Raw genomic sequence first — 17,354 nt, 5'->3', positions numbered from 1 at the left:
CAAAAAGACACCAACAAACTGGCATCCAAAAAAACAAAAGGTCACACCCTAAACGGGAAAAAGAATGCAACCAAAAAACAACAAACAAAAACCACCAAACACACTATTGAGTTCTCAAACAACACACCCGAACCAACCGCGCAACAATCCCGCGGCTAAAAGCCGCTGACCTTGTGCGGGCAGTGAGAAGACCCACCGAAATGAGCGTCTCTCTCGGATTCCGTCCTCACTCCCCGGCCTAGACCGTGTCGCTCGGACCTGCAATAAGTTACGTCAGCACCAACACCGAGTCAAATCCGCAGGTCAGTGACCTGACAGCTTCGCCTGCTGGTGCTGTAGGTCGCGCCATTCGCCGTCGCGTACACAGGGGTCCAAGCCACGGCAGGCCAATTACCGCCGGGCCTGACAATGCGCGCACCGGCCCGGTTACCTTTCGCCGGCCGTACAACGACAATTTGTGTGCATTTCCCCCGGCGAGTCCGGTCATGACTCGTCGACCGTACGAAGCGCCGTGAAGTGCACACTCGGCAGGCCGCCCGTCAACCTGGCGGATTGGACTTCTCGGTGTCGAGGTCGCGGAGTCCGAGGTGCTGCCGCACGGTGTTGGATTCCAGTGCGTGGATGCCTCGCCGGGTCAGACCGAGTGCGGGAACGGAAACTGTTGCGGAGTCTCCTGCGACGAACCGCATGAGTAGGCGGGACTGCTCCAAGACTTGGATAGCTTCCGCTATCGGCCGCAGGTCGGGATCGGTGTATGGGTTCCCGTGCCGGTAGACGAACTTGGGTTCGGCCCACCGACCTGCCCTGCACCACACGGCGATGTTGTAAATGGCGAAGCCTTCATACACGTCCGGTGAGAGCTGAGGGTAGGAGAACAGCGGCAGGATCGTCGCCGCCAACTCCTCGGGCGAGATCGAGATCCACCACGGCGGACTACCGGTCATGCGCGCATTGAACCACCGACCGCACGTCGTGTGCGGACGTCCCGGCCAACAAAAACGCAGGCCAGGGGATCTCCCCCTGGCCTGCGTTATAGCTAGGACGCCCCTAGAGCATGCAGCTGACGCAACCTTCGACTTCAGTGCCTTCCAAAGCCATCTGTCGCAGCCGGATGTAGTACAGCGTCTTGATGCCCTTACGCCAGGCGTAGATCTGCGCCTTGTTCACGTCACGCGTGTTGGCGGTGTCTTTGAAGAACAGCGTCAGGCTGAGCCCCTGGTCCACGTGCTGAGTGGCCGCGGCGTAGGTGTCGATGATCTTCTCGTAGCCGATCTCATACGCGTCCTGGTAGTACTCCAGGTTGTCGTTGGTGAGGAACGGCGCCGGGTAGTAGACCCGGCCGATCTTGCCTTCCTTGCGGATCTCGATCTTGCTGGCCACCGGGTGGATCGACGACGTCGAGTGGTTGATGTATGAGATCGACCCTGTCGGCGGAACGGCCTGCAGGTTCTGGTTGTAGATCCCGTGCGCCTGCACAGATTCCTTGAGCGAGCGCCAATCATCCTGTGTCGGAACGTGGATGCCGGCGTCAACGAAGATCTGCCGCACCTTGTCGGTCTTCGGCTCCCACACCTGCTCGGTGTACTTGTCGAAGAACTCACCCGAGGCGTACTTCGACTTCTCGAACCCACCGAAGTGCGTGCCGCGTTCGATCGCGATGAGATTCGACGCCCGCAGCGCGTGGAACAGCACTGTGTAGAAGTAGATGTTCGTGAAGTCGATGCCCTCTTCAGACCCATAGAAGATCCGCTCGCGGGCCAGATATCCGTGCAGGTTCATCTGTCCCAGGCCGATCGCGTGCGAGCTGTTGTTGCCCTGCTCGATCGACGGCACCGACCAGATGTGGGTCTGATCGCTCACCGCGGTCAGCGCGCGGATGGCCACCTCGATGGTCTGCGCGAAGTCCGGCGAATCCATGGTCTTGGCGATGTTGAGCGAGCCGAGGTTGCACGAGATGTCCTTGCCCACCTGCGCGTAGGACAGATCGTCGTTGAATACCGACGGCGTCGACACCTGCAGGATCTCCGAGCACAGATTGCTGTGGGTGATCTTGCCGTCGATCGGGTTGGCCCGGTTCACCGTGTCTTCGAACATGATGTACGGGTAGCCGGATTCGAACTGCAACTCGGCCAGGGTCTGGAAGAACTCGCGCGCCTTGATCTTGGTCTTGCGGATCTGCGCGTTGTCGACCATCTCGTAGTACTTCTCGGTGACGTTGATGTCAGCGAACGGCAGACCGTACACGCGCTCGACATCGTACGGCGAGAACAGGTACATGTCCTCGTTCTTCTTGGCCAGCTCGAAGGTGATGTCCGGGATCACCACGCCGAGGCTCAGCGTCTTGATCCGGATCTTCTCGTCGGCGTTCTCGCGCTTGGTGTCGAGGAAGCGGTAGATGTCGGGGTGATGGGCGTGCAGATACACCGCACCCGCGCCCTGGCGCGCCCCGAGCTGGTTGGCGTAGGAGAACGAGTCCTCGAGCAGCTTCATGATCGGGATGACACCCGAGGACTGGTTCTCGATGTTCTTGATCGGGGCGCCGTGCTCGCGAATGTTGGACAGCAGCAACGCAACTCCGCCACCACGCTTGGACAGCTGCAGTGCGGAGTTGATGGAGCGCCCGATGGACTCCATGTTGTCCTCGATGCGCAGCAGGAAGCAGCTCACCGGCTCGCCGCGCTGCTTCTTGCCCGAGTTGAGGAACGTCGGGGTGGCCGGCTGGAACCGGCCGTCGATGATCTCGTCGACCAGCTTCTCGGCCAGGTCCGTGTCACCGGCCGCCAGGGTCAGCGCGACCATGACGACACGGTCTTCGAACCGTTCCAGGTAGCGCTTGCCGTCGAAGGTCTTCAGCGTGTAGCTGGTGTAGTACTTGAACGCGCCCAGGAAGGTCGGGAACCGGAACTTCTTGGCGTAGGCCCGGTCCAGCAGCGACTTCACGAAGTTGCGGCTGTACTGGTCGAGTACTTCGCGCTCGTAGTAGTTCTTCTCGATCAGGTAGTCGAGCTTCTCGTCCTGGCTGTGGAAGAAGACCGTGTTCTGGTTGACGTGCTGCAGGAAGTACTCGCGCGCAGCCTGCTTGTCCTTGTCGAACTGAATCTTGCCGTCTTTGTCGTACAGATTCAGCATCGCGTTGAGGGCGTGGTAATCCGTCTCCCCCGGAAGCGCGTGCGTGCTGTCGCTTACAGGCTCTGCAGCTGTGACGGTCGGTGGCACGTCTGTTCCTTCCAGAAGTCTTCCAGCCCTGCACGGACGGCTTCCACGTCGTCAGGGGTACCCATGAGTTCGAACCGATACAGGTACGGCACGCCACACTTGCGTGAGACGACATTGCCCGCGTAGGCGAACTCCGCACCGAAGTTGTTGTTGCCCGCGGCGATGACGCCGCGGATCAACGACCTGTTGTGCTCGTTGTTGAGGAACGCGATGACCTGCTTGGGCACGTAACCGCCGTTGTTGATGTCCGGCGTGGCACGGCCTCCGCCATAGGTCGGCAAGATCAGGACGAATGGCTCGTCCACCTCGATCCGGCCGTGCAGAGGGATCCGGGTCGCAGGGATGCCCAGCTTCTCGACGAATCGGTGAGTGTTTTCCGAGACGCTGGAGAAGTAGACGAGATTGGTCATCCTGGCCCCGATCCTTACCCCCGTGGTTACTGCCTCCGTTACGCGCTGACCGCTGCGCCGCTGAGCGCCTTGATCCGGTCCGGACGGAAGCCCGACCAGTGCTCGTTGCCGGCCACGACAACCGGAGCCTGCAGGTAACCCAGCGCCATCACGAAGTCACGGGCCTCACTGTCGAGCGTGATGTCCACCTTCTCGTAGGCGATGCCCTGCTTGTCCAGCGCCTTGTAGGTGGCGTTGCACTGCACGCATGCGGGCTTGGTGTACACGGTGACGGTCATCTTCGGTACGGCTCCTCTTGCGGTAAGTGAAAGATCTGAACCCGGACTGGCAACTTGGTCGGATCACTGCATTCGCTAAACTTCAGCGACCTCCAGCCCTCCAAAATTCCTGGCGCCGGAAGCCGCCCTCCGGCCGGTGCTGACACCGATTCCGCCGGATTTGCTGCGCTCCGGCGGGCTCCCGAACCGTGGTGGCCTGTCGGTCTCACAGACACTACACCTAGTGGCCGATCATCCGAAGCCATACAAGATGTTCTGAATAACATTTTTGAAATTCCCAGGTCGTAAGCTCGCCGCAGGCCCCGCTCCCGGCGTGTCGCAAACGATCGCAGGGCGCGTGTCGCGCTATATCTATGGGTGTACCACCAGCCACCGACAAGTACGCCTCGCCTAGCACACCAAGATCGCCGGTAGCAAACCCGCTGCCGGCCATCTGCGGTCCTACGCGGCCGTCTGGCGAGGTGCTCGTGATCGGCGGGGCCGGTCCGGTGTCCGCGACACGCAGATCTGGCGAAGATCCCCAACAACGAAGCTGGGGCCGACATGGTCGGCCCCAGCCCTGGTATCGAACGTGCCGGCTCAGCGGAGCCGACGCAGATGCGCCCGCTCAGTTCACCTCGGCAGCGAGCTTGCCCACGATGTCGCGCACGGTCGCGGCGACCTCATCGTTCTCCCGGGGGTGGCGCCCATCCAGAGCCTTGGCCGGCAGTGACAGCTTGAGGTCTTCGACGACCCGGGGCCCGGCGATGCCGAACGACTTGCGGGTTTCGTCGTGCGCCCACACCCCGCCGTACTGTCCCAGCGCCGTACCGACCACAGCCAGCGGCTTGTCCTTGAGCGCACCGTTGCCGTAGGGCCGCGACAGCCAGTCGATGGCGTTCTTCAGGACACCCGGGATGCTTCCGTTGTATTCGGGCGTGACGACGAGAGCGGCGTCGGCCCCGGCGGCCGCGCTGCGCAGCGCCGTGACCGACTCGGCCACATCGTCACCGTCGATGTCTTCGTTGTAGAACGGCAGCTCCCCCAGCTGATCGAAGATCCGCAGGTCCACGCCGTCCGGCGCGGCCTCGACGGCGAGTTCGGCGAGTTGCCGGTTGGTCGACGCCGCCCGCAGGCTGCCCACCAGTACGAGAACCTTGATATCGGCCATGTTCCTTCTCCCTGTGTCCTATGTCGTCTGACCCGATCTTCGCCCAGAGTAACCGGACTGTGGTCCGATTAATTCCGCCTGAGTTAAAGTTCAAAGGTGACTGCTTCTGACCGGCGTGCCAGGCTCGCGGTCACCGATGCGACGCCGGCCGAACGGGGCGATGCCGCCCGCAACCGCGAACTCCTGCTCGACGCCGCCCGCCGCCTCATCGCGGAACGCGGACCCGACGCCGTGAGTACCGACGATATCGCGGTCGCCGCCGGGGTTGGCAAGGGAACATTGTTCCGCCGGTTCGGCAGCCGCGCCGGGCTGATGATGGTCCTGCTCGACGAGGACGAGAAGGTCGAACAGGAAGCGTTCATGTTCGGGCCTCCCCCACTCGGCCCCGGCGCACCTCCGCTGGAACGCCTGCTCGCCTACGGCCGCGACCGGCTGCGGTTCGTGCACTGCCACCACGCTCTGTTGTCCGACGCGGCCCGCGATCCCCAGACCCGCTTCGCAGGTCCGGCCATGTTGCACCGCGCACATGTCCGGATGCTGCTCGAAACCGCCAACACCACAGGCGATCTCGATGCTCAGGCCGATGCGTTGATCGCGCTGCTGGACGCCGACTACGTGGCACACCAGCTCAACGACCGCGGCCGGACCCTCGACGAGCTCGGCGCGGCATGGGAGGCGACCGCTCGCAAACTGTGCGGCTGCTAGCGCGATGACCGGCTGGATTCTTCACGTCGACCTCGACCAGTTCCTGGCGTCGGTGGAATTGCGGCGGCATCCCGAACTGGTCGGCCTTCCGGTCATCGTCGGCGGCAACGGCGATCCCACCGAACCCCGCAAGGTCGTCACCTGTGCGTCGTATCAGGCCCGGGAGTTCGGTGTGCACGCCGGCATGCCATTGCGAACCGCGGCCCGCAAGTGTCCCGACGCCACCTTCCTGCCGTCCGACCCCGCCGCGTATGACGAAGCGTCCGAGCAGGTGATGGGCCTGCTGCGAGATCTCGGCCACCCGCTGGAGGTCTGGGGCTGGGACGAGGCGTACCTGGGTACCGACGAGTCGGTCGATCCCGTCGAGTTGGCCGAACGCATCCGCACAGTGGTGGCCGCCGAGACCGGGCTGTCGTGCTCGGTGGGCATCAGCGACAACAAGCAGCGGGCCAAGATCGCCACCGGCCTGGCCAAACCGACGCGCACGCGAGGAGCAGACCAGGCCCCAGGCGTGTACTGGCTCACGGCGGACAGCTGGATGGACGTGATGGGTGACCGGCCACCCGACGCGCTGTGGGGTGTCGGGCCGAAGACCACCAAAAAGCTTGCCACGCTTGGTATCACGACGGTCGCCCAACTGGCCGCCACCGACGCCGAGCTGCTCACCTCGACGTTCGGGCCTACCACCGGCCTGTGGATCCTGTTGCTGGCCAAGGGCGGTGGTGACACCGAGGTCAGCGCCGAACCATGGGTACCGCGGTCGCGTAGTCACGTCATCACCTTCGCCCACGATCTCACCGACCGCACCGAGATCGACGCGGCGGTGCGGGACCTGAGCCTGCGCACCCTGACCGAGGTGGTCGAACAGGACCGCGTGGTCACCCGGGTCGCCGTGACCGTGCGCACCAACACCTTCTACACGCGCACCAAGATCCGGAAGCTGTCGCAACCGGGCACCGACGCCGAGGTGATCGCCGATACCGCCCTTGCCGTGCTCGATCTGTTCGAACTCGACCGGCCGATCCGGCTGCTCGGCGTGCGGCTCGAATTGGCCATGCCTCCCGGCGCCGACGCCGGTGTCGGACCTGGTCAATAACCTGGTCGCATGCTGCAGACCATCGCCGTCCGGGGCTACCGGTCACTGCGCGACGTGACGCTGCCGCTGACCGATCTCACCGTCGTCACCGGCGCCAACGGCACGGGCAAGTCGTCGCTCTACCGGGCGCTGCGATTGCTGGCCGATTGCGGACGCGGCCGGGTGATCGGGTCGCTGGCGCGAGAGGGCGGATTGCAATCGGTGCTGTGGGCCGGGCCGGAGCAGCCGGCCGAGGAGGCCCAGGGCACCACCCGTACCCGTCCGGTTTCACTCGAACTAGGTTTCGCTTCAGACGATTTCGGCTATCTGGTCGACCTCGGCCTGCCGCAGATGGCGGGCACCGGGCCGACGGCGTTCGCCCTGGATCCCGAGATCAAGCGCGAGATGGTCTTCGCCGGTCCGGTATTGCGGCCAAGCTCGGCACTGGTTCGTCGCACCCGCGAGTATGCCGAGGCGGCCGCCGAATCCGGTCGGGGCTTCGACGAACTGAGCCGATCGCTGCCGTCCTACCGCAGCGTGCTCGCCGAATACGCTCACCCCCACGCCCTGCCGGAGCTGTCCGCGGTCTCCGAACGGCTGCGCGACTGGCGCTTCTACGACGGCTTCCGCGTCGACGCCGGCGCCCCGGCGCGCCAACCGCAGGTGGGCACCCGCACGCCGGTGCTCTCCGACGACGGAGCCGACCTGGCCGCAGCCACCCAGACCATCATCGAGGCCGGGCTCGACGACCTGGCCCGCGCGGTGGCCGACGCGTTCGACGGCGCCACCGTCTCGGTCGCCGTCAACGACGGACTCTTCGATCTGCAACTGCACCAACGTGGCATGTTGCGGCCCCTGCGCGCCGCCGAATTGTCCGACGGCACACTGCGTTTCCTGTTGTGGGCGGCAGCCTTGTTGAGTCCAAGACCGCCTTCCCTCATGGTGCTCAACGAACCGGAGACGTCACTGCACCCGGATCTGGTACGGCCCTTGGCCACCCTGATCGCCACCGCCGCCACCCAGACGCAGGTGGTGGTGGTCACGCACTCCCGGGCCCTGCTGGAATTCCTCGACACCACACCGGTCGCCGATGAGGACCGCGGCTGCGCCATCGAAGTGGAGCTCTACAAGCATTGGGGTGAAACGAAAGTCGCCGGTTTGGGCCTGCTGAACACACCGGCCTGGCACTGGGGAAATCGCTGAGCCCGAGGGCCGTTCGCCCGGTGCACACCGACGGTTCACCTCAGTGGGTTTACCTGATGCCGTCCTGCGCCCACGAGTCGAGGAGAACCCGCAAGCTCACCGCAGCAGACGGCGTGGCCGACGCGCTGGGCCTTCCCCGGGCGGCGAAATGATCAGCGGCGGGGTCGCAGCGCCCGGGTGAACAGCACGTTCGCCTGGCGCATCGCCACGCTGTAAGGCCACCACGCGACACGTTTGAAGGCGTACAGCGCGCGGATGTCGGCTGAGGTGTAGATCAGGAACCGGTTGCGTCGCACGCCGGCCAGGATCTTGGCGGCCGCCTTCTCCGGGGACACGGCGTGCCCGGCGAACCGGTCCACCCACTTCTGCACGTCCGGGTCGTCGCGGTCGACGCCGGCGATCTGAACCGTCTGCACCAGCCCGGTTTTCACCGCACCCGGCACCACCACCGACACCCCGATGCGGTGCCGGGCCAGGTCGAACCGAAGCACCTCGCTGAGTCCGCGCAGCCCGTACTTGCTGGCACTGTAGGCACTATGCCAGGGCAGGGCCACGATGCCGGCGGCCGAGGAGACGTTCACCAGCTGACCACCCCTTCGGGCGGCGACCATCGGCGGCACGAATGTCTCGATGACATGGATCGGACCCATGAGGTTGACGTCGATCATCGAGCGCCAATGCTGATGGGTGAGCTGATCGACGGTGCCCCACGCCGAGATGCCGGCGATGTTCATCACCACGTCCATCGCGGGGTGCGCGGCGTGGATGTCGGCCGCGAACGCGGCGACCTGGTCGTAGTCCGAGATGTCCAGTGCGCGATGCGCAGGCACCTGCGCGCCGAGCGCCTGCGCGTCAGCCACCGTCTGCGCCAGACCATCGCCGTCGCGATCGGTCAGATACAGTTCAGCGCCCTGCGCCGCCAGCGCGAGCGCAGTGGCCCGCCCGATACCGCTTGCCGCCCCCGTGATGAAGCAGCGTTTCCCCCGAAAGTCGCTCCCCTGCGCCATAGCGGTGACCATACCGGGACGGCTAACGAACCTGGCCACCCCACAGGGCATTGAGCCACAGGCGTTCCAGCACGTCGATCGCGCGCTGCGGGTCTTCACCGCGGCCGATGAACGCCGGGTCGTGAGACAGCGTCATCGCGGTGGTGGCCACCAGCATGCGCACCAGCCCGGAGAGGTCGTCGGAGATCGGGCGGGCCCCACTGTCCTGCTCGATCAGGCCGACGATCTTGGCGATCACCCCGTCCTCGAAGTCGTTCATCAGCTCGCGGATCTGCGCATCGGTGTTCTGCGCGATGGTGCAGGCCGACATGATCGGGTCGTTGGTGGCGAATACCAGGGCAGCATTGCCCACCATCCGCTTGGCGAAGGCCGCAGGCTCCTCGTCGGGTTCGCGGGGGGCGTAATTGTGCGTGAGTTGGTCGAGCTGCTCCATGGCTTCGGCCACGATCACCGCGAGGACCGCGTACTTGGTGTCGAAGTAGAAGTAGAAACCCGAGCGGGCCACCCCGGCGCGTTCGCTGATCGCGCTGACGGACAGATCGGCGAACGACTGTTCTTCGAGCAGCTCCCGAACAGCCTTGACGATGGCGTCGCGCTGCCGGTCACCGCGGCTGCGCCGCACCGGGCCTTCGTTGCTGTCCTCCGGGACCTGTTCGGCGGTCATGGCACTAGACCTTCGCATTGCGACAGGCCAGAACAAAACTTGACATGCGTCAAGTCTGACAGCCAGGATGGCCTCAGGTGGTGACATCGACCACACATTGTCAGTTTCAGCGGCCTCAGGAGCGGTTCATGGCAACGATCAGCACCCCGCACTATCTCCTAGATCAGGCAAAGCGACGCTTCACACCGACACCCAACACGCTGCCGGGCATGGCCGCCGTGGAGAAGCGCCTGAAGGAGAAGGACTGGGACCAGTTCGTCTTCGCCGAGCCACCGGCGGGCAGCGACCTCAAGCCGATCCTGGGCGACTCCGGCCTGCCGATCATCGGCCATATGATCGAGATCTTCCGCGGCGGTCCGGAGTACATCCTTGAGCTGTACCGCAAGCACGGCCCGGTCTACTACGCACACACCCCTGCCTTGTCACAGGTGATGGCGCTGGGCCCCGATGCCACGCAGACGGTGTTCTCCAATCGCAACAAGGACTTCTCCCAGCGCGCGTGGGACCCCGTCATCGGGCCGTTCTTCGAGGGCGGATTGATGCTCTTGGATTTTGACGAGCACATGTTTCACCGCCGGATCATGCAGGAAGCCTTCACACGCACCAAGCTCACCGGCTACGTCTCGCACATCGATTCGGTGGCGACTCAGGTGTTGGCCAACGACTGGGTGGCCAACGACCCGCGGTTCCTGTTCCACCCGGCGGCCAAAGAGCTGACCCTCGACATCGCCTCCGAGGTCTTCATGGGCCACCCGGCGGGTACCGACCACAAGCTCGTCACCACCATCAACCAGGCCTTCACCACCACAACCCGGGCCGGCAACGCGATCGTGCGCACCCCCGTTCCGCCGCTGTCGTGGTGGCGCGGCATCCAGGCCCGCAAAACTCTCGAGGACTACTTCGCCGGTCGGATCGCGGAGAAGCGCCGGTCGGAGGGCTCCGACATGTTCAGCGTGCTCTGTCATGCAGAGGACGAGGACGGCCGGAGCTTCACCGACGACCAGATCATCGCGCACATGATCTTCTTGATGATGGCCGCGCACGACACCACCACATCGACGCTGACCACTATGGCCTACCACCTTGCGGCCAACCCGCAGTGGCAGGACAAGCTGCGCGAGGAGTCCGAACGCATCGGTGATGCGCCGCTGGACATCGAGGCGCTGGAGAAGCTCGAGACCTACGACCTGGTGATCAACGAGGCGCTACGGATGCAGACGCCCCTGGGGTTCAACTTCCGGCGCGCCGTGCGCGACACCGAGATCCTCGGCTACTACATACCGGCCGGCACGGATGTGGTCACCTGGCCTGCGATCAACCACCGGTTGCCCGAGTTGTGGACGGATCCAGAACGTTTCGACCCCGACCGCTTCGCCGAGCCGCGCAGCGAGCACAAGAAGCACCGCTACGCGTTCGCCCCGTTCGGCGGTGGTGCACACAAGTGCATCGGCATGGTGTTCGGCCAGCTGGAGATCAAGACCGTCATGCACCGGCTCATGCGTCGGTACCGCCTGGAGTTGGCGCATCCGGGCTATCAGCCGTGGTACGACTACGGCGGTATGGCCGTGCCGGTCGACGGCATGCCGATCGTGCTGCGTCCGATCCGCTGACAGCTGCCTGCGGGTTCAGGCGCTCATCAACCGGTTCACACACGCGATGACGGCACGCAACGCCGACAGCTCCGGATCGGCGTCGAGGCCCATCGCCCACATGCTGCGGGATCCGTCGCTGCCCTGCAGGAAGGTAGCGGTGCGTCCGCCGGTCGGTAGCTGGTGAAACGACGTGGTCTCGAGGGCGATGCCGCGGTCGTGCAGCATCGCGGTCAGCGCGGCGATCGGACCACTGGCCGCCGCCCGTGACGTGCTGACGGTGTCGCCGAAGGCGAGGGTGGCCTGATAGCCGCGACTCTGCGGCCCCAGCCTGCGTCCCGGGCGAGCGGCGTCGGTGCAGCTCCACTGCCCCATGCGCAGCGGTCCCCCACTGGGTGCGTACTCGGCCAGGAAGTCGTCCCAGGACACTGACTCCGCGGCGGCGCGCACGCCACGCGGCAGCGGCGCGGTGAAGCTGGCCGCGAATGCGGGGCGGTGGTGCGTCATTGGTGTTGCCGATGAGGGATACATGTGCCGGTCTTCTCTTGCTCAGAGGAATTGACCGACGAAGTAGCAACGACCCACAGCGAGGGGTCGGTCTGGATCAGACCCCGCTGCGGGTTGCTACTACAAGTCGCCTTGGCACGTTGGCGATGCTAGACGCTCCCCCGGGAGTCGCGCAATCACTTTCGCTCGGTAACGTCAGCGCGCGTGGACGCCTCATGAGTTTCTGGGACGTCACACTACTCATCGCCGCCGGGGTCGTCGGTGGCTTGTCCGGCAGCATCGCGGGCCTCGCGTCGGTAGCCACCTATCCGGCACTACTGCTGATCGGACTGCCGCCGGTGACGGCCAACGTGACCAACACCGTCGCCCTCGTGTTCAACGGCATCGGGTCGGTGTGGGGTTCACGACCCGAGTTGGCCGGGCAGGGTCCGTGGATCAAACGGATCCTGCCGGTGGCCATGGTCGGTGGTGCGGCAGGCGCGGCACTGCTGCTGTGCACACCGGCCGAGGGTTTCGAGAAGGCGGTACCGCTACTGATCGGGATCGCGTCGGTGGCGATCTTGTTGCCGCCCAAGGAGCATCGCGAAGCGCGCCTGGGCGATCACCGCGATCACCTCGTGCGCGTGACGATGGAAGCCGCAGCGATCTTCCTGATCACGATCTACGGCGGCTATTTCGGCGCCGCCGCCGGGGTGCTGTTGCTGGCCCTGCTGCTCCGGGCCGGGGGTGCCAGCCTCGCGCACGCCAACGCGGGCAAGAACGTCATCCTCGGCGTCGCCAATTCTGTGGCAGCTCTTGCCTTCGTGTTCTTGGCGCCCGTGTACTGGCCCGCGGTGCTGCCGCTCGGGTTGGGCTGCCTCATCGGTTCCCGGCTGGGGCCCGTCGTGGTACGGCACTCTCCGGGCACCCCACTGCGGGTGCTGATCGGCTTGGCAGGCTTCGCCTTGGCCATCAAGCTCGCGTTCGATGCGTACTGATCTTCACCGCCACCAGACGCCGCGTGACGTAGGAGCTGCGGCTCGCGGGTCAGAGGAACGGGTTGTCGCCCTTGATGACCCGTGTCCCCAGGTCGATCAGGTTGGCCGCCGACGCATGCAGTTGTTCGCCGGCCTCCCGGCTCGCGCGCCCGGCCAGGTAGCGCGACCAGGTGCCCTCGATCACGATGCCGAGCTTGAAACAGGCCAGCGCCACATACCAGTCCAGTGCGGAGGTCGTTCGGCCGCCGGCGTCGCGGTAGGCGTCGAGCAGGTCGCGCCGGCTCGCGAGCCCACCCAGAGCGGCCAGCGCCGAACCCGCGTTGATCGGATTGGGTTGGTCCGGCCAGCACACCAACATCCAGCCGAGATCCAGCAGCGGGTCGCCGATGGTGCACATCTCCCAGTCGATGAACGCGGCCAATTGCGGGCTCTCGCGTTCCAGCAGCACGTTGTTCAGGTGAGCGTCGCCGTGCATGATGCCCGGCTCGGCGTCGGGCGGCCGGTTCGATTCCAGCCACTGCGCCAACTCCCCCACCGCGGGCAGTGATTCCGGCGCGTAGTGCTCGTGCCGGTAGCTTTCCAGCAGTCGCAGGAACTGCGGAACCTGGCGGGCCAGAAAAGAACCCGGCGGCCGGATCTCGGCCAGCGGACTGTCGACCCAGGCGGCGTTACCGAGTTCGGCCAGGCTCGCGGCGTAGGACAGCCCGACGCGGTAGCGCATGTCCGCATCGGTCCGGTATGCCTCGGCGACCTCGGTGCCCGGGTTGAATCCGTCCACCTGCTCCATCAGATAGAACACGACGCCGAGCACGTCGAGATCAGTGCAGCCGGCGATGAATCCGGGATGGGGTACGGCGGACCCTGCCAGCGTGCGCAGCACGGCGATCTCACGCAGCATCGTCTTGTCGCTGGTCGGCCGCGGGTGCAGCGGCGGGCGGCGCAGCACCATCTGCCTGCCGTCGACCCGCAGGCCCACCACGATGTTCTGGGTTCCACCCGTCAGCGGCGCCACATCGGTGATGGTCGAACCGATTCCCTGGCTCCGCAGCCAGGGCGTCAACGCCGCCAGGTCGGCGTCACTGAGCGTCGGCAGCTGCTGCACGTCGTCCGGCATGCAGCCATCGTGCCAGCCCGCATTCAGCGCTTACGCGCGGTCACCAGAAGGTACTCCCAGCCCATCGAGCCGTCGCTGATGCTGCGATCGCCCAGTGCTGCGATGTCGGCGTCGAGTGCGGCCACCCGCGCCGGATCGTCGGCGATACCGCGGTACGCCGCGATCGTCGGCCCGTAGTTGGCCTTGAAATAGTCGCGGAATGCGGCGCCGTCGGGGAAGGCATCGACCGACAGATCTCGCCGTTGCGTCGTGATGTCGACGACCGCGTCGCCGAACAACGCACTCACATGGTCCTCGCTGCCCCACAGCGGCGGGGCCGACACACCGGCCGGTGGCGCAGGCACATACGGCTTCATGGTCGCGAACAATCGTCCGATGAAACCCTCAGGGGTCCAACTGATCACGCCGATACGGCCACCCGGACGGCACACCCGGATCAGCTCGTCGGCGGCCTGCTGATGATGCGGCGCGAACATCACCCCGATGCACGACATCACCACATCGAACTCGTCGTCGGAGAATGGCAGCGCTTCCGCGTTGGCTTCGCGCCATTGCAGTTCGACACCGCGTTCGTCGGCGTGCTGCCTGCCTCGCTGCACCAACTCCGGGCACAGATCGCTGGCGACGACGCGCGCGCCCGTCGCGGCGGCCGGAATCGCCGCATTGCCGGTTCCGGCAGCGATATCGAGCACCCGGTCCTGGGTTCCGATGTCGCAGGCGGCCACGAGTTCAGGGCCCAGCGGCGCCACCACGTCGGCGGCGATGGCGGCGTAATCGCCCAACGCCCACAACGCACGGTGCTTGGCTGCCAAATCGTCCACTACAGCGCTCATCGGTGACTCCTCTCGCGCGGGTGAACCCATGATGCGGCCCGGCCGCGGGCACATCCAGTTCCAGTTCTGTACCTGCCCCGCTACTGAATCTGTACTGGGCAGGCCGGCTGCGAGACCATAGATTCGGCGGCGATCCACGAAAGGTGCGGATATGTCGGGATACGGCCAGTTCTGCCCGATGGCAAAGGCCATGGAATTGCTCGATGAACGCTGGACCATGCTGGTGATCCGGGAGCTACTGCTCGGCAGCACCCACTTCAACGATCTGCGCCGTGGGGTACCCAAGATGTCCCCGGCGCTGCTGTCCAAGCGCCTCAAGACCCTGACCCGCGCAGGGGTCGTCGAGCGCAGTGAGATCGATGGCCGCACAACGTATTCCCTCACCGAGTGCGGCCAAGAGCTGGCAGGTATCGTCACCGCCCTCGGGGCATGGGGAGTCCGTTGGATCGGTGAGCTCGGCGAGGCCGACCTGGATCCGCATCTGCTGTTCTGGGACATGCGCCGCACCATCCCGATCGAGAACTGGCCACGGTCGCGCACCACGGTCGCATTCATCCTCGACGGTGTCGCGGTCAAGGCATCTCGGTGGTGGCTGGTGGTGTCCGACGGGCAGGCCGATGTGTGTGATTTCGACCCGGGCTATGAGGTGACCGGCACCGTCGAAACCAGCCTGCGCACGCTGACCCGGATCTGGCGCGGCGATCAAGGCTGGACACACGCTGTGCTCGACGGCAGCGTCGCGTTGTCCGGCCCTGCCGACGTACGCCGCAACATCCCCAAATGGCTCGGGCAGAGCGCGTCGGCTGCCGTGCCCCGGCCTGCCTGAATCTCGTTGTGAAGTAACGCCTTCGGGCGGTAGGCCGTCAGTCCAGGATGCGCCGCGCCACGTTGGTGGAAACCAGGTCGAGCAGCTCGTCCGCGCGGCCGGCCAGGATGGTCCGGATCGCATACAGCGAGAAGCCCTTGGCCTGTTCGACGGTGATGGCAGGCGGTATCGACAGTTCTTGGCGCGCGGTGACGACGTCCACCACGGCGGGCCCGTCGTGGGCGAAGGCGTCGGCCAATGCCCGTTCCAGGGCGGCAGGTTCGGTTACGCGCCGCCCGAACACCCCCATCGACTGGGCGACGGCGGCGAAGTCGGGGTTGACCAGGTCGGTACCGAACGTGACGATGCCCGCGGCTTTCATCTCCAGCTCGACGAAGTTCAGCGACGAGTTGTTGAACACGATCAGCTTGACCGGCAACCGGTTCTGGATCAGCGTCACCAGTTCGCCGAAGAGCATGGTCAGCCCGCCGTCGCCGGCCAGCGCAACCACCTGCCTGCCGGGGTAGGCGGTCTGGGCACCGATGGCATGGGGCAGCGCGTTGGCCATTGTGCCGTGGTTGAACGATCCGAGCAGCCTGCGCCTGCCGTTCATGGTGAGGTAGCGCGCCGCCCACACCACTGGCGACCCGACGTCGCAGGTGAACACCGCGTCGTCGCTGGCGAGCCGGTTGGCAAGCGCGGCAACATATTCCGGCCTGATCGGGGTCTTGTCACGGTCGTTGACCGCCAACGCATCCAGGGACGCACGGGTTTTCGCGTAGTGCCGCAGAGCCCGATCGAGATGTTCGCGGTCGGTCTTGGCGCGCAGCAGCGGTTGCAGCGCAGCCAGGGTGTCCTTCACGGTGCCGCGCAGACCGAGGTCGATCGGCGTGCGACGCCCCAGGTTTCGGCCGCGGGTGTCGACCTGGATGACCGTCGCGCCTTCGGGATAGAACTGCTGATAGGGGAAATCGGTGCCGAGCATCAGCAGCGTGTCGGCCTCTTTGATCGCCTTGTATCCCGATGCGAACCCGAGCAGCCCGGTCATCCCGACGTCGAACGGGTTGTCGTATTCGATGAACTCCTTGCCGCGCAACGCATGCACCACCGGCGCCTGCAACCTCGCGGCCAATTCGATCAGCTCGTCGTGCGCGCCCGCCACCCCGGCACCGCCGAGGATGGTGACCCGCTCGGCGGCGTTGAGCAGATTCGCGGCGCGGCGGACCGATTCGTCGTCTGGCCGCATGATCGAATGCGTCGGCAGCACCGGACGCGACGTCCATCCCGAACCTGCGGTGCGGGCCAGGAAGATCTCCCCCGGCACGACGACGACGGCGACCCCGTTCTCTTCGACCGCGGCGCGCATCGCCATCTCGAGGATGCGCGGCGCCATCTCCGGGGTACTGACCAATTCGCAGTACACGCTGCACTCGCCGAACAGCTGTTGCGGATGGGTTTCCTGGAAGTAGCCCGAACCGATTTCGGTGCGCGGGATGTGCGCGGCGATGGCCAGCACGGGAACCCGGCTGCGCTGCGCGTCGAACAGGCCGTTGATCAAGTGCAGATTGCCCGGCCCACAGCTTCCCGCACAGACAGCCAACTGGCCGGTCAGTGCGGCGTCTGCCGCCGCGGCGAATCCCGCCGTCTCCTCATGCCGGACGTGTTGCCACGTGATGGCCTCGGATCGCCTGATGGCATCGGTGAACCCGTTGAGGCTGTCACCGGGCAGGCCGTACACCCGCCGCACCCCACTGGCGCTCAGCGCGGAGATCACGTGGTCTGCAACGGTTGCCATGACGCCTCCCGGGGTGCGGTGTCGGC

General features: G+C 65.5%; 17 protein-coding genes. 6 read left to right on the top strand and 11 right to left on the bottom strand.

The window, feature by feature from the left end; all coding sequences use genetic code 11:
* Positions 1–539: 539 nt before the first annotated feature.
* The 5 genes from BST13_RS21085 to BST13_RS21065 all read right to left on the bottom strand — a co-directional run bounded on the left by BST13_RS21085 (position 540) and on the right by BST13_RS21065 (position 5,054).
* Entirely contained in the window at positions 540–944 is a 405-nt protein-coding gene (locus tag BST13_RS21085; protein WP_083165962.1) for a hypothetical protein, read from the bottom strand.
* 103 nt (positions 945–1,047) lie between these two features.
* Positions 1,048–3,216: a class 1b ribonucleoside-diphosphate reductase subunit alpha gene (nrdE, locus tag BST13_RS21080; protein WP_083165961.1), complete on the bottom strand. Its 2,169-nt coding sequence runs from the start codon at positions 3,214–3,216 to the stop codon at positions 1,048–1,050.
* Positions 3,183–3,626 carry a class Ib ribonucleoside-diphosphate reductase assembly flavoprotein NrdI gene (gene nrdI, locus BST13_RS21075; protein WP_064949332.1) on the bottom strand — a complete coding sequence of 148 codons (444 nt, stop codon included), beginning with the start codon at positions 3,624–3,626 and terminating at the stop codon, positions 3,183–3,185. Before nrdI ends, nrdE begins: the two co-directional genes overlap by 34 nt.
* Before the next feature lie 38 nt (positions 3,627–3,664).
* Positions 3,665–3,904: a redoxin NrdH gene (locus BST13_RS21070; RefSeq protein ID WP_029367354.1), complete on the bottom strand. Its 240-nt coding sequence runs from the start codon at positions 3,902–3,904 to the stop codon at positions 3,665–3,667.
* A 607-nt stretch (positions 3,905–4,511) separates the two neighbouring features.
* Positions 4,512–5,054 (bottom strand): NADPH-dependent FMN reductase, encoded by a 543-nt coding sequence (locus BST13_RS21065; RefSeq protein WP_083165960.1) that lies wholly within the window; start codon positions 5,052–5,054, stop codon positions 4,512–4,514.
* A 96-nt stretch (positions 5,055–5,150) separates the two neighbouring features.
* Between BST13_RS21065 and BST13_RS21060 the strand changes: the two genes are divergently transcribed.
* The 3 genes from BST13_RS21060 to BST13_RS21050 are packed head-to-tail and all read left to right on the top strand — an operon-like array spanning position 5,151 to position 8,037.
* Positions 5,151–5,759, top strand: a complete 609-nt coding sequence (locus BST13_RS21060; protein ID WP_083165959.1) for a TetR/AcrR family transcriptional regulator — start codon at positions 5,151–5,153, stop codon at positions 5,757–5,759.
* Positions 5,760–5,763: 4 nt separating this feature from the next.
* Positions 5,764–6,855: a DNA polymerase IV gene (locus tag BST13_RS21055; RefSeq protein WP_083165958.1), complete on the top strand. Its 1,092-nt coding sequence runs from the start codon at positions 5,764–5,766 to the stop codon at positions 6,853–6,855.
* Between the two features lie 9 nt (positions 6,856–6,864).
* Complete coding sequence (locus BST13_RS21050; RefSeq protein ID WP_083165957.1) at positions 6,865–8,037, top strand: AAA family ATPase; 1,173 nt, start codon at positions 6,865–6,867, stop codon at positions 8,035–8,037.
* Between the two features lie 152 nt (positions 8,038–8,189).
* Here the strand turns inward: BST13_RS21050 and BST13_RS21045 are convergent, their stop codons facing one another.
* Positions 8,190–9,044 carry an SDR family oxidoreductase gene (locus BST13_RS21045; RefSeq protein WP_083165956.1) on the bottom strand — a complete coding sequence of 285 codons (855 nt, stop codon included), beginning with the start codon at positions 9,042–9,044 and terminating at the stop codon, positions 8,190–8,192.
* A 22-nt stretch (positions 9,045–9,066) separates the two neighbouring features.
* The gene (locus BST13_RS21040; RefSeq protein WP_083165955.1) at positions 9,067–9,708 is read right to left on the bottom strand and encodes a TetR/AcrR family transcriptional regulator; all 642 of its coding nucleotides are present in this window, start codon (positions 9,706–9,708) and stop codon (positions 9,067–9,069) included.
* A gap of 128 nt (positions 9,709–9,836) precedes the next feature.
* Between BST13_RS21040 and BST13_RS21035 the strand changes: the two genes are divergently transcribed.
* Positions 9,837–11,318 carry a cytochrome P450 gene (locus BST13_RS21035; RefSeq protein ID WP_083165954.1) on the top strand — a complete coding sequence of 494 codons (1,482 nt, stop codon included), beginning with the start codon at positions 9,837–9,839 and terminating at the stop codon, positions 11,316–11,318.
* Between the two features lie 15 nt (positions 11,319–11,333).
* Here the strand turns inward: BST13_RS21035 and BST13_RS21030 are convergent, their stop codons facing one another.
* Entirely contained in the window at positions 11,334–11,828 is a 495-nt protein-coding gene (locus tag BST13_RS21030) for a 2-isopropylmalate synthase (protein WP_083165953.1), read from the bottom strand.
* A gap of 191 nt (positions 11,829–12,019) precedes the next feature.
* On the opposite strand from BST13_RS21030, the gene BST13_RS21025 reads away from it, so the two are divergent.
* Entirely contained in the window at positions 12,020–12,781 is a 762-nt protein-coding gene (locus BST13_RS21025) for a sulfite exporter TauE/SafE family protein (protein ID WP_083165952.1), read from the top strand.
* 49 nt (positions 12,782–12,830) lie between these two features.
* Here the strand turns inward: BST13_RS21025 and BST13_RS21020 are convergent, their stop codons facing one another.
* On the bottom strand, positions 12,831–13,895 hold the full coding sequence (locus BST13_RS21020; RefSeq protein WP_083165951.1) for a phosphotransferase family protein: 1,065 nt from the start codon (positions 13,893–13,895) through the stop codon (positions 12,831–12,833).
* A 23-nt stretch (positions 13,896–13,918) separates the two neighbouring features.
* The gene (locus BST13_RS21015) at positions 13,919–14,728 is read right to left on the bottom strand and encodes a class I SAM-dependent methyltransferase (protein ID WP_083165950.1); all 810 of its coding nucleotides are present in this window, start codon (positions 14,726–14,728) and stop codon (positions 13,919–13,921) included.
* A gap of 151 nt (positions 14,729–14,879) precedes the next feature.
* Between BST13_RS21015 and BST13_RS21010 the strand changes: the two genes are divergently transcribed.
* A complete protein-coding gene (locus BST13_RS21010; protein WP_083165949.1) occupies positions 14,880–15,554 on the top strand; it encodes a winged helix-turn-helix transcriptional regulator in 675 nt (224 codons plus the stop codon).
* Between the two features lie 37 nt (positions 15,555–15,591).
* On the opposite strand, the gene poxB is transcribed toward BST13_RS21010, so the two are convergent.
* Entirely contained in the window at positions 15,592–17,328 is a 1,737-nt protein-coding gene (gene poxB, locus BST13_RS21005; RefSeq protein WP_083165948.1) for a ubiquinone-dependent pyruvate dehydrogenase, read from the bottom strand.
* Positions 17,329–17,354 lie beyond the last annotated feature (26 nt).

This window comes from Mycobacterium aquaticum, from assembly GCF_002086485.1.
In the GTDB taxonomy this organism is placed as follows: Bacteria; Actinomycetota; Actinomycetes; order Mycobacteriales; family Mycobacteriaceae; genus Mycobacterium; species Mycobacterium aquaticum.
This window is presented reverse-complemented; position numbering and strand designations above follow the sequence as displayed.

Excerpts from the sequence above, each read along its gene's own strand:
- BST13_RS21085 (WP_083165962.1), bottom strand. The coding sequence starts at position 944 with ATGACCGGTAGTCCGCCGTGGTGGATCTCGATCTCGCCCGAGGAGTTG.
- nrdI (WP_064949332.1), bottom strand. The coding sequence starts at position 3,626 with ATGACCAATCTCGTCTACTTCTCCAGCGTCTCGGAAAACACTCACCGA.
- BST13_RS21070 (WP_029367354.1), bottom strand. The coding sequence starts at position 3,904 with ATGACCGTCACCGTGTACACCAAGCCCGCATGCGTGCAGTGCAACGCC.
- BST13_RS21065 (WP_083165960.1), bottom strand. The coding sequence starts at position 5,054 with ATGGCCGATATCAAGGTTCTCGTACTGGTGGGCAGCCTGCGGGCGGCG.
- BST13_RS21055 (WP_083165958.1), top strand. The coding sequence starts at position 5,764 with ATGACCGGCTGGATTCTTCACGTCGACCTCGACCAGTTCCTGGCGTCG.
- BST13_RS21050 (WP_083165957.1), top strand. The coding sequence starts at position 6,865 with ATGCTGCAGACCATCGCCGTCCGGGGCTACCGGTCACTGCGCGACGTG.
- BST13_RS21045 (WP_083165956.1), bottom strand. The coding sequence starts at position 9,044 with ATGGCGCAGGGGAGCGACTTTCGGGGGAAACGCTGCTTCATCACGGGG.
- BST13_RS21040 (WP_083165955.1), bottom strand. The coding sequence starts at position 9,708 with ATGACCGCCGAACAGGTCCCGGAGGACAGCAACGAAGGCCCGGTGCGG.
- BST13_RS21035 (WP_083165954.1), top strand. The coding sequence starts at position 9,837 with ATGGCAACGATCAGCACCCCGCACTATCTCCTAGATCAGGCAAAGCGA.
- BST13_RS21030 (WP_083165953.1), bottom strand. The coding sequence starts at position 11,828 with ATGTATCCCTCATCGGCAACACCAATGACGCACCACCGCCCCGCATTC.
- BST13_RS21025 (WP_083165952.1), top strand. The coding sequence starts at position 12,020 with ATGAGTTTCTGGGACGTCACACTACTCATCGCCGCCGGGGTCGTCGGT.
- BST13_RS21020 (WP_083165951.1), bottom strand. The coding sequence starts at position 13,895 with ATGCCGGACGACGTGCAGCAGCTGCCGACGCTCAGTGACGCCGACCTG.
- BST13_RS21015 (WP_083165950.1), bottom strand. The coding sequence starts at position 14,728 with ATGAGCGCTGTAGTGGACGATTTGGCAGCCAAGCACCGTGCGTTGTGG.
- BST13_RS21010 (WP_083165949.1), top strand. The coding sequence starts at position 14,880 with ATGTCGGGATACGGCCAGTTCTGCCCGATGGCAAAGGCCATGGAATTG.
- poxB (WP_083165948.1), bottom strand. The coding sequence starts at position 17,328 with ATGGCAACCGTTGCAGACCACGTGATCTCCGCGCTGAGCGCCAGTGGG.